At 71.4% G+C, this 14,172-nt stretch carries 16 protein-coding genes; all 16 read left to right on the plus strand.

Features of this window, described 5'->3' with window-relative positions; genetic code table 11:
- Positions 1-3: 3 nt before the first annotated feature.
- The 16 genes from MET2598_RS0114815 (at position 4) to MET2598_RS36505 (ending at position 14,090) form a co-directional block, all read left to right on the plus strand.
- Positions 4-1,209 carry a DUF7146 domain-containing protein gene (locus MET2598_RS0114815; RefSeq protein WP_018261340.1) on the plus strand — a complete coding sequence of 402 codons (1,206 nt, stop codon included), beginning with the start codon at positions 4-6 and terminating at the stop codon, positions 1,207-1,209.
- A 3-nt stretch (positions 1,210-1,212) separates the two neighbouring features.
- Positions 1,213-1,800 carry a hypothetical protein gene (locus tag MET2598_RS0114820; RefSeq protein ID WP_018261341.1) on the plus strand — a complete coding sequence of 196 codons (588 nt, stop codon included), beginning with the start codon at positions 1,213-1,215 and terminating at the stop codon, positions 1,798-1,800.
- Positions 1,800-2,012 (plus strand): hypothetical protein, encoded by a 213-nt coding sequence (locus tag MET2598_RS0114825; protein WP_018261342.1) that lies wholly within the window; start codon positions 1,800-1,802, stop codon positions 2,010-2,012. Before MET2598_RS0114820 ends, MET2598_RS0114825 begins: the two co-directional genes overlap by 1 nt.
- Complete coding sequence (locus MET2598_RS0114830) at positions 2,009-2,344, plus strand: hypothetical protein (RefSeq protein ID WP_018261343.1); 336 nt, start codon at positions 2,009-2,011, stop codon at positions 2,342-2,344. The genes MET2598_RS0114825 and MET2598_RS0114830 overlap by 4 nt, the downstream gene beginning before the upstream one ends.
- Position 2,345: 1 nt before the next feature.
- A complete protein-coding gene (locus tag MET2598_RS0114835) occupies positions 2,346-2,864 on the plus strand; it encodes a hypothetical protein (RefSeq protein WP_018261344.1) in 519 nt (172 codons plus the stop codon).
- Positions 2,861-3,028 carry a hypothetical protein gene (locus MET2598_RS41090; RefSeq protein WP_018261345.1) on the plus strand — a complete coding sequence of 56 codons (168 nt, stop codon included), beginning with the start codon at positions 2,861-2,863 and terminating at the stop codon, positions 3,026-3,028. Before MET2598_RS0114835 ends, MET2598_RS41090 begins: the two co-directional genes overlap by 4 nt.
- Positions 3,021-3,260, plus strand: coding sequence for a hypothetical protein (locus MET2598_RS36485; RefSeq protein WP_018261346.1), 240 nt, complete (start codon positions 3,021-3,023; stop codon positions 3,258-3,260). The genes MET2598_RS41090 and MET2598_RS36485 overlap by 8 nt, the downstream gene beginning before the upstream one ends.
- A 34-nt stretch (positions 3,261-3,294) precedes the next feature.
- Positions 3,295-5,070: a DNA primase family protein gene (locus tag MET2598_RS36490; RefSeq protein WP_018261347.1), complete on the plus strand. Its 1,776-nt coding sequence runs from the start codon at positions 3,295-3,297 to the stop codon at positions 5,068-5,070.
- A 371-nt stretch (positions 5,071-5,441) separates the two neighbouring features.
- On the plus strand, positions 5,442-6,347 hold the full coding sequence (locus MET2598_RS0114855; protein ID WP_018261348.1) for a hypothetical protein: 906 nt from the start codon (positions 5,442-5,444) through the stop codon (positions 6,345-6,347).
- A 117-nt stretch (positions 6,348-6,464) separates the two neighbouring features.
- On the plus strand, positions 6,465-7,067 hold the full coding sequence (locus MET2598_RS0114860; RefSeq protein ID WP_018261349.1) for a hypothetical protein: 603 nt from the start codon (positions 6,465-6,467) through the stop codon (positions 7,065-7,067).
- A 139-nt stretch (positions 7,068-7,206) separates the two neighbouring features.
- Complete coding sequence (locus MET2598_RS36495) at positions 7,207-7,791, plus strand: ArsR family transcriptional regulator (RefSeq protein ID WP_157182157.1); 585 nt, start codon at positions 7,207-7,209, stop codon at positions 7,789-7,791.
- A gap of 3 nt (positions 7,792-7,794) precedes the next feature.
- Positions 7,795-9,852 carry a terminase gpA endonuclease subunit gene (locus MET2598_RS0114870; protein WP_018261351.1) on the plus strand — a complete coding sequence of 686 codons (2,058 nt, stop codon included), beginning with the start codon at positions 7,795-7,797 and terminating at the stop codon, positions 9,850-9,852.
- Between the two features lie 9 nt (positions 9,853-9,861).
- Positions 9,862-10,062: a phage head-tail joining protein gene (locus MET2598_RS0114875; protein WP_018261352.1), complete on the plus strand. Its 201-nt coding sequence runs from the start codon at positions 9,862-9,864 to the stop codon at positions 10,060-10,062.
- 2 nt (positions 10,063-10,064) lie between these two features.
- On the plus strand, positions 10,065-11,591 hold the full coding sequence (locus MET2598_RS36500) for a phage portal protein (RefSeq protein ID WP_018261353.1): 1,527 nt from the start codon (positions 10,065-10,067) through the stop codon (positions 11,589-11,591).
- A gap of 26 nt (positions 11,592-11,617) precedes the next feature.
- A complete protein-coding gene (locus tag MET2598_RS0114885) occupies positions 11,618-12,280 on the plus strand; it encodes a hypothetical protein (RefSeq protein WP_026190727.1) in 663 nt (220 codons plus the stop codon).
- Between the two features lie 88 nt (positions 12,281-12,368).
- Entirely contained in the window at positions 12,369-14,090 is a 1,722-nt protein-coding gene (locus tag MET2598_RS36505; protein ID WP_051086512.1) for a prohead protease/major capsid protein fusion protein, read from the plus strand.
- The last annotated feature ends 82 nt before the right edge of the window (positions 14,091-14,172 follow it).

Consider the following 14,172-nt stretch of genomic DNA (forward strand, 5'->3'; position numbering starts at 1 on the left):
CGCATGCGCCCGCTCGCCCACGAGGACTGGATCGCGGACGCCCGCGCCGTCGACCTCGTCGCGCGGGCGAAGGCCTATGCGCCCTGGCTCAAGCGCGCCGGCCGCGAATGGGTCGGGCGTTGCCCGGTCTGCGGCGGCAGCGACCGCTTCGCGATCCGCCCCGGCAAGGGCCCGCATGGGGTCTGGCTCTGCCGCGGCTCGGGCGAGAGCGGCGACGTCATCGATCTCGTGCGCTACGCCGAGGGCTGCGACTTCCCCCGCGCCGTCGAGATCCTGACCGGGCGGCCCGCGCCGGGCCGTGAGGTGGAAAACAAGGCCGAGCGCGCCGCGCGCCGCGCCGCGCAGGAGGCCCGCGCGGCCGAGATCGCCGCCAAGGCCGACGCCGAAGCCCAGGCCTCCGCGCGCTTCCGCGAGGCCGAGCGCCGCCGCCTCTACCGCCTCTGGCGCGCCGCGCTTCCGCTCGCGGGCACGCCGGCCGAGACCTATCTTGCCCTGCGCCGCCTCACGGCCCCGCCCGGCGCCCACCTGCGCTGCGCGCTGCGCCACCCGCTGTTCGCCCACGGCGGTCCCAAGGCCGAGGTGATCCACGAAGGGCCTGCCCTCCTCGCCGCGATCCTGGCGCCAGAGGGCCGCTTCACCGGGCTTCACGCCACCTGGATCGACCTCGCGGCTCCCGACGGGAAACTCCGCCTCGCCGACCCCGCCACCGGCGAATTCGTCCCAGCCCGCAAGGCCCGCGGCTCGATCGGCGGCGGCCGGATCGAACTCGTGCGCCACCCGGAACCCGTGCGCCTGGTGCTCGGCGAGGGCATCGAGACCGTGCTCTCGGCCTGGGAGGCCCTGCGGCGCCTGCGCCCCGACTTCGTCGAGGGCTGCGCCTTCTGGTCCGGCGTCTCGCTCGGCAACATCGCCGGCCGCGCGGCCGGCACGCTGGCGCACCCGCGCGAGACGCACGTCGATCGCGCCGGCCGCGCCCGCCCGCGCCGCGTCCCGAACGGCATCCCCGCCAACGACCCCGGCCCGGCGATCCCGATCCCGCCCTCGGTCACCGAGCTCTGGCTCTGCCAGGACGGCGATTCCGACCCCTTCGCCACGGGGCTCGCGATGGAGCGCGCCGCCCGCCGCTTCGCCCGCCCGGGGCTCACCGTCCACATCGCCCCCGCGCCCAAGGGGCAGGACTTCAACGACGTCTTGAGGAGCGCCGCCTGAATCATGGCCCCCTACGCCCCGCCCGTCTCCACGACCATCATGATCGACCGGATGCCCGCTCCCAGCGCCGCGCCCGGAGGCCTGCGCCGGGCCGGGCCGCGGCCTGGGGCAGGGGAGGGCGCGCGCAGCCCCGCGCCTGCGCCGAGCTTCTCGGGCATCCTGCCGGGGCTTGCCCAGACCGTGCGCGCCGCCGCTGAGGCAGCCCGCCGCCGTCGCTCCGACGAGGAGCGCCAGCTCCGCCCCATCCCGGTCGCGCCTTCTCCTGCCGCCATCACCATCGCCCCGCGCCGTGGCCTCACGGATGTGCTCGGGGGGTTCAGCCTCGCGCAGCTCCATGAGGTCGCCGTGGAGCACCTCGTCCGTGCCCGCGACGCGCTCCTCCACGCGGAGCTGCTCGCCTCCGGCCTCTACGAGGACCGCTCGACCCGCCGCGATCCGGAGGCCGACCGCACCACGCCTCAGTGCTTTGCGGTCCAGCTGGCCCAGGCGCGCGTCACCCTGGCGATGGCGGAGAGCACGGAGGCGCTCCTGCGCCAGTGCATCGGGCGGGAGTCTGCCTTGGCGGCGGTGTTGAACGGGGAGGGGGCGTGATGCCCGGCTACCCGTGCGCCCCTGTATTCCACGTGACCGGCCGCTACCGGCTTCGTCCGGAGGGCGCCAGGGTCATCCTCCAGCTTGAGGAGAGGACCAGCGCTCCGCACCCGGATCCGGTGCGCTGGCGGGACGCGACCCCACAGGACGTGATGAACCTCATCGCGGTCGACGTGTCACCGACAACCCTCAAGGTTGGACTGGGCGCATGACCCCGATCCTCTTCGCCGAAGACCGCTCCCTCGCCGTCCCGCCCGGCCGCCGCGTCGTCACCGGCTACGTGCACGTGGACCAGATCGTGTTGGGCTGCCGCGCCCGCATGGCGATCGGCGACGTCGATCGCGCCTACCAGCGCCGCCTCCAACTCGGGGACCACCAGCCCTGGCCTTGCCCGCGCGGCGAGTGGGTCGGCGAGCGCTTCCAGGTCATCGACGGCCGCCACGATTGCGTGGCCGCCCTGATGCTCGGCCTGGAGCACATCCTGGTCGCGTGGCCGGAGCCGGCGACGACGACCGCGAGCCTGCCCGCCCCGGAGGCCGCCTGACATGCCCCGCCATCTCACCGACCGCGCCCGCGTCGAGCTCGCGATCCCCACCCACCTCCTGGTGAGCCTCGTCCACAGCGACGGCTTCGTGGTCGCCTCGGATGAAGGGGAAGACCCGGCCCTCGCGCGCCAAGCGCTCGGCAAACTCCGGGCGATCCTCGCCGACAGCCTCGGTGCCGTGGTCGCGGACCTTCCAAAGCCCGCGCGCCTCAAGATCCTGCGCCGAAGCGCCCGCGCCGCTCTCGAGGCGGTCAGGAGCATCGATAGCCAGGCGGGCCTGAAGCTCGCGATGGTGCTCTACTACTTCGTGGCGGATCTCATCGACGCCGGCCACCTCGACCTTGCGGAAGGTTCGCCCGTCCACGAGGCGCTCGACCTCTTCGTCCTGCTCTGCCGGGAGGGCTGGGGCGAGAGCCGCCTCGACGCCTCGGCCCAGAAGCAGGCGCGCCACCTCCTCGCGGCCCTGCAGAAGGCGGGCTGGTACGGCGGACCGGCGGCGCTGAAGGCGCGCGCCGCATGACGGAGCACCGCCACTCCCGCCTCGAGCTCCTCGTGATCCAAGCCGCGACCTTCGAGCTTCTCCTCACCGTCACCCTCCAGATCCCGGCCGCCATGCTCTGCGAACTCTTTGCCGAGCCGGAGGCGCCGCGCGACCCCGCCCCTCCGGAGGAGGCCCATGCCTGACACCGCTCACCTCGCCGCCGCGCTCCTCCCCAGCGCCGTCGCCTGGTCCCTCTCGCCCGTCCCCACCCAGGACGGTCGCGTCAACCTCGATCTGACCCTGGAGGCGGGGGAGGGCCGCCATACCACCCTCGTCCTCACCCTGGAGCGCTCGGAGGCTCGCGCCTTCGCCCGCGCCGTGCTCGCCGCCTCCGGCGACGCCACCGAGCGCCGGGTCGGCCCACTCCAGGTCTGACCAATTCTCCGTACTTCGTTCCGCGAGTCCGCCCGTGTCCGACGATCCCGCAGAGCGCATCGCGCGCGCCTTCACGCCCGCCCCGCTCGCCGGCGGCCCGGAACCCGAGGACCGGGAGGCGTTCGACCCCGCGGCCGACGACTTCGCCGAGGACGGGGAGGAGCCGTCCGGCGTCGGCCTCGGTGCGGTCGACGTCAGCGTCGTGGAGTCCTGCGCCGGCCTCGACCACTCCGACACCGACAACGGCCTACGCCTGCGCCGCCACTTCGGCCAGGACCTCGTGGTGATGGCCCAGGAGGGCACGCCCGGCGGCGACTGGCTCGGCTGGACCGGCACCCACTGGGATCTCGCGGCCGGTGCCGCCCGGGTGCGGATGATCGCCCAGAAGCTCGGCGACCGCATCGGCCTCGAGGCTGCCTACCTCGCCCACACGCCCGACGAGCTGAAGGCGATCAAGCGCGGCAAGGCGGCCCTCAAGAAGGAGGCTGAGGAGCGCACGAACGAGGACCGGGCCGCGATCGACGCCAAGACCCGGGCCGAGAAGGCGCTCGACCAGCGCAGGAGCCGGCGGCGCACCTTCGCGGTCACCTCGAAGAACAAGAACCGGATGGAATCCGCACTCGAATGCGCTGCCCCGCACCTGCGGCGCTCGCCCGACCACTTCAACCCGGGCCGGCTCACCTTCGCGACGCTGACGCACACGCTGAGCTTCAAGCGAGCGCTCGACGAGGAGGCGCACGACGGGCTCGACGAGGAGGCCTACCGGGCGGCGGCCCGGGTTTACCGCGTCGAGCTGCACGCCGTGCCGGACCACACCCGCACGGACTGGATCACCGCGGTGGTGCCCGTCGCCTACGACGAGACCGTGGTGGCGCGGCGCTGGCATGCCTTCCTGGAGGAAATGCTGCCGGACGCTGACAAGCGCCGCACGGTTCAGCAATTCGCTGGCCTGGGCCTGCTCGGCTTGCCGGTCCAGTACGTGATGTTCCACTACGGGCTCGGCGCCAACGGCAAGAGCGTGTTCCTCGAGACGATCTCGCGCCTCCTCGGGCCGGGCCTGGCCGTGGGCCTGCCGCGTGAATCCATCGTCGGGGCCTCCGAGCGCTCGGCCGGTGCGGCCTCGCCCGACCTCGTGCGGCTCTACGGCAAACGCTTCGTGCGCATCACCGAGCTCAAGGCCGACGCGCCCCTGCAGGAGGACCTGATCAAGCGCCTCACCGGCGGCGAGGCCCTGCCCGTGCGCACCCTGTTCAAGGGCTACTTCGAGTTCCAGAGCTTCGCCACACCGCACATGTCGGGCAACGGCTTCCCGACCGTCGACGGCACCGACAACGGCATCTGGCGCCGCCTCCTCGTCGTGCACTGGGATCAGACCCTGCCGAAGGAGCGCCAGCGCGACTTCGAGGAGTTCGTGAGCGAGCTCATCGACCTCGAGGCGCCCGGCATTCTCAACTGGTTGATCGACGGCGCCCGCGACTTCCTCACCTATGGCCTCGCCATTGCGCCGAGCATCCAGGGCGCCACGACCGAGTATCGGGAGGAGATGGACCCGATCGGCGAGTTCCTTGCCGCCTGCGTCCGCGCCGCGCCCGGCCAGCGGGTGCAGGCGAACGACATGTACCAGGCCTACGTGTCCTGGTCGCTCGCCAACGCCAAGCGCACGCGCTCGCAGACCAAGTTCGGCCGCACGCTCAAGCAGCGCTTCGCCAAGAGCGAGATCGAGGGGCGCAACTACTACGTTGACTGCGAGCTGCACAGCGTGCCACTGCGTCCGAGCGAGCCCCGCAAGCCCGAAGACTTCGGGCACTGACCGCCCCGAACCCCCGCCGCGGCGCGGCGATCCGGCGGGGGTGGCGGGGGTTGCGGCGTGAGTTCCGGGGCGGGTTCGGGCGCTGCCTTAAGGCGAATTCCTGAAAAGCATCAGCGAGATAGCCGTGCCCCGGCGGGGGTGGCGGGGGTTTTCCACGCGTATAGGAATCGTGCGGGGTTCAGGGGTGGGATCTTGGCGCGCCGAAGCACCGAGACAAATTTCATATGTAGCGTGAGAAAAAACCCCCGCCACCTCCGCCAATCACTCTTAAACTTTTGAAAGGTATCGTAAAAATTACGGCGGGGGTTGCTTTTCAACTGGTCAGAACCCCCGCCGAACCATCCCCAGCGTTGCGGACAGGGGTTTGCGCCATGCGAAAGCGGATCGGGATCGAAGATTTCCTGCGCTGGGCCTACCGGGACGAGCTCCCGAAGGTGCAGGCGGACCACGCCCTGGAGGGTCCGGCCGGCTACGGCGGCCCCTGGGGCGGCGTCCTCCAGGTCGGCGCCCTCGGCACCCGGGTCGACGCCTCCGAGAACCGCTATGGCGTCGTCCCGGACCGCTACGCCCGCGACGACGCGCATCCGGACGCGCTCCGGGCGGCGGAGGCGGTGAAGGCCCTCGAGGCCTGCAGCTTCGATCTCCCGGAGGGCTGGAACCCGATCCGCGATCTCGGTGCGCCGGAAGCCCTTGGCGCGGCGGCGGTGGCACGGGCGGTCGCGAGCCTCACCCACGTGGATGAGACCGGCGGCCGCAAGCTGCGTGCCTTCCACACGCCCGGCGAGCTCGTGCGCCGCTGCGCGCTCCTCGGCCGCTGTCCGGTCTGGGAGGGGGATCGGCCGGAGGTGAAACTCGTGCTCGGCGCGAACGGCAAGCCCGCGTGGTTTCGGCGTGAGACGATCATCGGGGAGGCGGGCCCGTTCGAAATCGAGGTGAACGGCATGGATAAGCGGTGCTATCCGCTGCCGGGCGCCTATCAGAGGCCCTACCTTGATCCCGATCCGGCCGACACGATCGTCGCGCGGGGCCAGTATGAACTCTGGCGCTCGGCCCTCGATCTCCTCTGGGAGGATCTCGCCCCGGCTCTCACCGGCTTCGCGCTGGAGCCGTGCGACCGTCCGATGCGCCCCTGGGAGACGGGCGACCGGCCCAAGCGCCGCGTTGTCCACAGCCAACTGCGGGTCGTTGCACCGCCTCGTGCACAGTCGTCGCGCCCGCGTCGCCCTGCGCCGCGCCGAAATTCTCCTATGATCCACGTGACTTGCCTCCCAGCCTGAGGGCAGCTTGACAGCGCGGCTGGAGCTTGGTTCTCCTCTGTCTGCCATCAGAATGACTCAAGCGAACCCCGGCGCACCCCGCCGGGGTTTTCGCGTTCCGGGGGCCGAGATGTAGCCATGAGCCTCTCGATCCGCCTCGACACCGCACCGCTCGCCCGCTTCGGCAACGGCCTCGCCGCGGCCGGGGCGAAAGCCCCGCTGGTGCTCGCCCGGGCGGCGAACCACACGGGCGACAAGGCCAAGACTGCCACGGCCCGCGCCCTCGTCCCCCAGACCGGCCTGCCGCGCACGACCATTGGCAAGGCGCTCAAGGTGACGAAGGCGAGCCCCGGCGCGCTCGTCTACCGCACCGACGCCAAGGGCGGCGACATCCGCCTGAAGTACTTCAAGGCCCGGGAGACGCGGCCCGGCGTCTCGGCCGCACCCTGGAGTCGCCGGCAGGTCTTCGCCCACACCTTCATGCGGGCCGGCTGGTGGCCGCACCGGGTCGCCAAACCGAACTGGAACGGCCAGGTCTTCGAGCGGGCCGGCAGCAAGACCACGACGCAGCACGCCACCAAGGGCAAGGGCGGCATGGACCGGTTCGTGGTCGTCCGCGCGGGCCTCTACCTGCCCGACGAGATGGTGAGGGGGGCCTCGGTCGCGGCGTGGCGAGCGGTGGTCGATCGCGACCTCGAAGCCCGCGTCGCGCACGAGCTAGGGCGGGTGCTGGGCGTCTGACCTCGGCCGCTCGACCCGGACTCTCTCCCGCTGCGTAACGTCAGGGTCCTTCCCCGGCCGATCGGGTCCCACGGGCGAGAGACCCCGGGCTTTTGCCAGTGAGGCTGGTCGAAAATCACGGTTGCCAGGGTTGCCAGACGTGCCAACCGACGTTGCCACACCTGAGGTGATGTGGCCGGCCGCCCGCATCGCGGAGCGCGACGGCGTCACCCGCGAGGCGGTGCTCAAGATGGCCCGCGACCTCGTCGTCCAGCACGGCCTCACCGTGGCGCGCGACGGCCGGGGCCGGATCGCCGCGCTCAACGTCGTCGAGTACGACCACCTGCGCGGACGCTTCGGGGACCCCTCGAAGGCGCAGGCGCCGAAGCCGCCCCAACCGCCCTTGGTGGAACTGAGCGACAGCTACGACGAGGCCCTGCGCCAGAAGGCCTGGCACGACGTCGAGAAGCGCCGCATCGAAGTGGGTGACCTGCGCAGGACGCTGCTGCGCCGGGACAAGTACGAGTCGGCTGTCGCCCAGGCCACCGCCGAGATGGCCCGGTTGATCGACCGGCTGCCGCAGGAGGCCGAGGGCATCGCGATCGCACTCGGACTCGACGACGTGCACCGCCTGCGCGTCGAGCTCAAGAAGGCGGCGGCGAGGCTGCGCGAGAAGATCGCAGCCGCGTTCCTGACGATGGCAGCGGAGGCGCCGGTGACGGACGAGGAGGTGCCGGTGGAGTAGCGGATGGGCACGTTGCCGGGCTCGGCCAGGACGGTGTGGAGCCGGATCGGCCAGGACATGCGGCCCAGGCCGCCGATGTCGGTGTCGCGCTGGCTGTCCGAGAACCTGGTGCTGATCGACGGCCCCCGGAAGGGCCAGTTCTGGAGCGCCGAGGGCGCGCCGTACCTGCCCGAGATCGCCGACTGCCTCGGGGAGGAGCACCCCTGCAACCTCGTCACGATCCGCAAGAGCCAGCAGTCGGGCGCCTCCATCCTCGGGCTCGGCTGGATGCTCTACATCGCCGACCAGGAGCCGGAGAACACGCTCTACGGCGTGCCGGGCATCGACGCCCTGCGCGACATCAACGGGCAGAAGCTCCAGCCTCTGATCGATGCGTGGCAGAGGCGCACGGGGCGGGTCGTGATCGAGCCGCAGACCAGCCGCTCCGGTTCGGGTTCGACCACCTACGAGAAGAAGTTCCCGGGCGGCTACATCGCCCTCGGCAACGCCAACTCGGTCATGGACCTCTCGTCGAAGACGACGAAGAAGGGGGTCAAGGACGAGCTGTCGAAGTGGGCGATGATCCCGGGCTTCGGCGATCCGGAGGACCTGTTCTTCGGCCGCTTCACGGCCTTCCGGGCCACCAAGGACTGGAAGATCCTGGAAATCTCAACGCCCGAGATCGACACGGGTGACGAGAACGGGGAGAAGGCCGGGCACTGCCGGATCGACCGCTCGTTCAAGCGCTCCGACCAGCGCTTCTGGAACGTGACCTGCCCGGCCTGCGAGAACCTTTTCGTCCACGATTTCGCACGGCTCCGGATCGACGCGGCACACCCGCACCGCAGCCGCTACGAGTGCCGCTGCGGCCACCTCCTGAGCGAGGCCGAGCGGGTCGTGGCGGTGCGCGGGGGGCGCTGGATCGCCTCGATCGAGGAGGAGGGCCGACACCCCGGGTTCCACATCGACGCCTTCATCTCGCTGATGATGAGCTACGAGGCCATCGCCGAGGACTGGCTTCGGAACGAGAAGAAGGGCGAGAGCGGGCGCAAGGACTTCTCGAACCTCACCCTCGGCTTGCCTTACCGCCAGCGCGGCGACGCGCCGGACCACGTCCAGCTCATGGAGCGGCGCGAGGACAGCCTCAAACGCCACCACGTGCCGCCGGAGGGGCTCCTCCTCGTCGCCGCGGCCGACGTGCAGATGCGCGGCATCTGGTACGAGGTCGCGGCCTTCGGGGCGGACGGACAGAGCTGGACGGTCGACGCGGACTACATCCCGGGCGACCCCTCGGACCCGCGCGCGGAGGTCTACCAGGTCCTGCTCGACCGCACGCTGCGGCGGCGCTTCCCCGACGCTTTCGGGCGCACGCGGGCCGTCGACGCGCTCGGGATCGACACCGGCTACCTGTCGAATGCCGTCTACGGCTTCGTCCGGCTGAACAACACGATCAACCTCGACACCGGCCGCGACATGATCCTGGCGCTCGACGGCGTGCCGGGATGGAAGAAGCCACCGATCGGGCAGCGCCGCGAGGTTGAGGTCGACCTCGATGGTCGGAAGATCAAGGGCGGGGTTCATCTCCACCCGATCGGGACCTGGGGCCTCAAGTCCTGGTTCTACAACGCCCTGCACAAGCGCGGCATCCGCTCCGGCGAGATCGTCGATCCGCCCGGCTACTGCCACTTCGGCATGTGGCAGGACGAGACTTACTTTCGGCAGATCACGGCCGAGCAGCTTGAGGACGTGATTGTCAAGGGACAGGTGGTCGATCGCCGCTGGAAGAAATCGACCGACAACCATCTGCATGATTGCCGCATCTACGCCATCGCACTGGCCGAGTACCTCGGCCTATCGTCGATGAGCCCTGACGAATGGGCCGCGCTCGCGCGGTCCCGCGGCCTGCCGGACGAGCTCACGCACGTCGACCTCTTCACGCCCAAGCGGAGGGTCGAGACGGAGAAGCTGAGCGCGTCCGGCGCCGAGCGGCCGCCACCCGCCCCGACCCCGGCTCCCGAGCCGGCCCCGCCACCCGCACCGGCCGAGCCGACCTGGTTCGACCGCTCCACCGACTGGTTCTGAGGCGCCCCGATGGCCTGGACGACCGATGACCTCGACGCGCTGAACCAGGCGATCGCCACGGGCGCGAGCAAGGTGCGCTTCGCCGACGGGCGAGAAGTCTACTACCGCTCGCTCGCCGAGATGCGCTCGGTGCGCGACGAGGTCGCCGCGAGCCTCGGCCTGAAGCCCGAACCGCTGCGCACGACCTACGCCAGCTTCTCCCGGGATTGACGATGTCGCTGGCGACCAAGGCCCTCACCGCGCTCGCCTGGGTGGCGCCGCGGGCGGCGGTGACGCGCGCCCACGCGCTCGGGCTGATGGCGGACGCGCGCGCCTACGACGGCGCCAAGGTCGGCCGGCGCAGCGAGTCCTTCCAGGGCGCCGCGACCTCGGCCAACGTCGAGCTCGCCTGGGCGCTCGCGCGGCTGCGCAACCGCTCCCGCGACCTCGCCCGCAACACGGCCGCCGGCGCCCGCGTCCTCGACGTGAAGACGGCCCACGCGATCGGCACTGGCATCATCGCCGTGCCCGACAACGGCTCCGACCGCATCGACAACCAGGTGCGGCAGGAGTGGGCGGACTGGTGCGCCCAGTCGGACGTCGAGGGCATCCTCGACTTCGGCGGCCAGCAGGTCGCCTCCTACCGCACCATGAACGAGGGCGGTGAGGCGGTGATCCGCCGGATCCCGCGCCGGATCGGGGAGGGGCCGCGCGTGCCGCTCCAGCTGCAGGTGCTGGAGGGCGACTTCCTCGACACCGCCCGGGACCTCGGGATCTTCGACGGCCACCACTCCCGCCTCGGCGTGGGCCTGGGCGACTTCGACCGCCGCACCGGCTACTGGCTGCACACCCAGCACCCGGGCGACTTCAACTTCTACGGCTCGCCCTTCGTCTCGACCTTCCTGCCGGCGAGCGAGGTGATCCACCTCTACCGGCCCCTGCGCCCGGGCCAGGTGCGCGGCGTGCCGGTGTTCGCGCCGGTGCTGATGACCGCGCGCGACCTCGCCGACCTCATGGACGCGGTGCTGGTCAAGGCCAAGACCGAGGCCTGCTTCGCCGCCTTCGTCAAGCCGGATGGCCAGCAGCCCAATTCACTCGGACAAGTCCTCAGGGAAGGCGAGTCGGGCCGCCGTAAGATCGAGAAGCTCGCGCCGGGGATGATCAACTATCTTAACCCGGGCGAGGAGGTGGCCTTCGCCCAGCCCACGGGCTCGGGCCAGTTCGAACCGGTCAGCCTCGCGGCCAAGATGGACTTCGCGGCCGGCGTCGGCCTGACCTACGACCAGCTCACCGGCGATCTCCGGCAGGCGAACTATTCGAGCCTGCGGGCCGGCAAGGTCGAGAACCGGCGCCTCGTCGAGCAGGAGCAGGAGCTCATCCTGGTGCCCCAGCTCATGCGCCGGGTCACGGCGTGGTGGACGGAGGCGGCGATCCTGGCCGGCGTCCTGCGGTCCCGCCGCGAGCCCTACCGCTGGGACTTCGTGATGCCGGCAGTCGAGCCGATCGACCCGCGCAAGGACCTCGAGGCCGACATCCTGGCGGTCCGGGCCGGGCGGATGACGCCGCAGCGCTTCATCAGCGCCTGGGGCGAGGACTGGCGCAAGGTGGTGGCCGACACCACCGCCTTCTTCGCCCTCCTCGACGCGCAGCCCGGCAACCTCGTCCTCGACATCGACCCGCGCCGGACCTCGCAGCTCGGCGTAGCCCAATCCCCCGGCGGCGAGGACGGATCCGCGCCGCAGAAGGCTCCGGCCGACTAGGCCGCCCCGCACGAGGCTACCCGCCCATGACCGTTCGCCGCCCCGAGGGCCTGCCCCTGCAGACCCGCCTCGCGCCGCTCGGCGCCGTCGACGCCGACGCCCGCACGATCGAGGTCGTGTGGACGACCGGCGCCACCGTGCGTCGCCAGCGCTGGACCGGCTGGGACACCGCCGTGCCGTTCGACGAGGAGCTCGTCGTCTCGGAGGAGGCGGTGGACCTCAGCCGCCTGCAGGCGGGCGCCCCAGTCCTCGACAGCCACTCGTCCTGGTCGACGGAATCGCAGCGCGGCGTCGTCGAGCGGGCGTGGCTCGCCGCCGGGGAGGGGCGGGCGCTGCTGCGGTTTCCCACCCCCGGTACCGATGAGCGCTCGGACCGGCTGCTGGCGCTGGCCCAGCAGAAGATCGTCCGCAACATCTCGGTCGGCTACTTCATCACCCAGGTCCGGGTGGTGTCGCCGCAGAAGGCCGGCGAGATCGAGCGGCGGGTCATCGAGCGCTGGCAGCCCTACGAGCTCTCCTTCGTCACCGTGCCGGCCGACATGGGCGCGCAGACTCGTGCGGCGGACGCGCTCGTCATGCCGCTCACCGTTCTCGATCCCGCCGCCGACGCGGTGGCGGTCCGCCACGCGGCGGACCTCGCCCGCGCCCGCATGCGGATGCGCGCCCGGCAGGCCGGTCTCCGGGCCTGACGACCACTCCGCTTCGAAACGCCGCCTGCGCTCTCTCCGGGGCCGCAGGGGACCGGCTCTGCGCCCCGGCCAACCACGGACCCTGATCATGATGCGCTCCACCCGAGCGGTCGCCACCCTGTCGGTGGGCGCCGCCCTCTCGCTCGCCTGCCTCGCCGTCGCCAGCCTCGTCGCTCCCGAGGCGGCCGCGCTCGCGGCCCATCCCCATCTCGCGGACCTCTCGGCCTTCCTGCACGGCCACAGCCTCGTCCACGCCGGCCCGCTGGCGCTGGCCGCCCTGCGGGCCCAGGAGGTCGACCTCGTCGGCCGCGTCGCGGCGAAGTTCGGCGAGTTCGTCGACGGCCTGAGCACCGAGGCGCGCGCCAAGGTCGAGGGCGAGCACGCCGCCCTCGTCGGCGAGCTCGACGCCGTGCGTACCGAGATCCGCGCCCTGGAGGCACCCGCGACCCCGCCCGCGCCCGCGCCCGCTCCTGCCCCCACGCCGCCGGCCGATGCCAGCCGCATCGAGCGCGAGCGCTCCGCCACCCTGCTCGACATCGGCACACGCGCCGGCCTGACCACCGAGCAGATCCAGGCCGCCATCACGGGCAACGTCACGGTCGAGGCCTTCCGAGGTCAGGCCTTCGACGCCCTCGCCACGGCGGCCGAGCGGACCATGACCCGGCCGACCCAGCGCGCCCGCATCACCGGCGAGACCGACGAGGAGAAGCGCGGCGCGGCGATCGAGAATGCGCTCCTGCACCGCCACGATCCCCGCGCGATCGAGCTCACCGAGCACGGCCGTCAGTACCGCGGCATGACCATCCTGGAGATGGGCTGCGACCTCCTGGAGGCTCATGGCTTCCGCACCCGCGGGATGTCGAAGCAGGAGCGGGCCGGGCTGCTGCTCGAAGCCCGCTCGGACGTGTCCCGGATGGCCACGGCGAGCCGCTCCGGCGGCATGCTGTCCACCTCGGACTTCGCCAACGTGCTCGCTAACGTCGCCAACAAGACCCTGCGCATAGGCTACCAGGCGGCCCCGCAGACCTTCCGGCCCCTCGTGCGCGTCGTGACCGTGCCGGACTTCAAGTCGGTGAGCCGCGTCCAGCTCGGCGAGGCGCCGAAGCTCGCCAAGGTCAACGAGAAGGGCGAGTTCGAGCGCGGCGCGATGGGCGACGCGGCCGAGAAGTACGCCATCTCGACCTACGGCAAGATCGTGGCGATCACCCGCCAGGTCCTCGTCAACGACGACCTCGACGCCTTCACCCGCATCCCGCGCGCCTTCGGTGTCGCGGCGGCGAATCTCGAGAGCGACCTCGTCTGGGGCCAAATCACCGCCAACCCGGCCATGGGCGACAACGTCACCCTGTTCCACGCCAGCCACGGCAACCTCGCCACCGCCGCGGCGATCTCAACGGCGGCCGTGGGCGCGATGCGGCAGGCGATGCGGGTGCAAACCGGTCTCGACGGCAAGACGCTGCTCAACATCACGCCGACCTACATCGTGGTGCCGACCGCCCTGGAGACCGTGACCGAGCAGTTCCTCGGTCAGATCTTCCCGACCAAGTCGGGCGACGTCGTGACCTCGACGATGAAGAAGCTCGTGCCCATCTCGGAGCCGCGCCTCGACGTGGCCTCGGCCTCGAACTGGTACCTGGCCGCCGATCCGGCGATCATCGACCTGATCGAGCTCGCCTACCTGGAGGGCGAGGAGGGTCTCTACACGGAGACGAAGATGGGCTTCGACGTCGATGGCATCGAAGTGAAGGTTCGCCAGGACGTCGGCGCCAAGGTCATCGACTGGCGTGGTTTCCAGAAGAATCCGAACTGATCTGACGCTTCCGTAGCGCGATAAGGCCGCCCTGTCTGCGGGGCGGCCGATCCGCGTCCGCTCCCTCCTGTCCGAGAGCCCA

Origin of the sequence: Methylobacterium sp. WSM2598 (assembly GCF_000379105.1) — a bacterium.
Lineage (GTDB): Bacteria > Pseudomonadota > Alphaproteobacteria > Rhizobiales > Beijerinckiaceae > Methylobacterium.

Coding starts and splice junctions, on each gene's coding strand:
- MET2598_RS0114815 (WP_018261340.1), top strand. CDS start 4: ATGCGCCCGCTCGCCCACGAGGACTGGATCGCGGACGCCCGCGCCGTC.
- MET2598_RS0114875 (WP_018261352.1), top strand. CDS start 9,862: ATGGCCTGGACGACCGATGACCTCGACGCGCTGAACCAGGCGATCGCC.
- MET2598_RS0114820 (WP_018261341.1), top strand. CDS start 1,213: ATGGCCCCCTACGCCCCGCCCGTCTCCACGACCATCATGATCGACCGG.
- MET2598_RS0114835 (WP_018261344.1), top strand. CDS start 2,346: ATGCCCCGCCATCTCACCGACCGCGCCCGCGTCGAGCTCGCGATCCCC.
- MET2598_RS0114830 (WP_018261343.1), top strand. CDS start 2,009: ATGACCCCGATCCTCTTCGCCGAAGACCGCTCCCTCGCCGTCCCGCCC.
- MET2598_RS36485 (WP_018261346.1), top strand. CDS start 3,021: ATGCCTGACACCGCTCACCTCGCCGCCGCGCTCCTCCCCAGCGCCGTC.
- MET2598_RS0114860 (WP_018261349.1), top strand. CDS start 6,465: ATGAGCCTCTCGATCCGCCTCGACACCGCACCGCTCGCCCGCTTCGGC.
- MET2598_RS41090 (WP_018261345.1), top strand. CDS start 2,861: ATGACGGAGCACCGCCACTCCCGCCTCGAGCTCCTCGTGATCCAAGCC.
- MET2598_RS0114870 (WP_018261351.1), top strand. CDS start 7,795: ATGGGCACGTTGCCGGGCTCGGCCAGGACGGTGTGGAGCCGGATCGGC.
- MET2598_RS36500 (WP_018261353.1), top strand. CDS start 10,065: ATGTCGCTGGCGACCAAGGCCCTCACCGCGCTCGCCTGGGTGGCGCCG.
- MET2598_RS0114855 (WP_018261348.1), top strand. CDS start 5,442: ATGCGAAAGCGGATCGGGATCGAAGATTTCCTGCGCTGGGCCTACCGG.
- MET2598_RS0114885 (WP_026190727.1), top strand. CDS start 11,618: ATGACCGTTCGCCGCCCCGAGGGCCTGCCCCTGCAGACCCGCCTCGCG.
- MET2598_RS0114825 (WP_018261342.1), top strand. CDS start 1,800: ATGCCCGGCTACCCGTGCGCCCCTGTATTCCACGTGACCGGCCGCTAC.
- MET2598_RS36505 (WP_051086512.1), top strand. CDS start 12,369: ATGATGCGCTCCACCCGAGCGGTCGCCACCCTGTCGGTGGGCGCCGCC.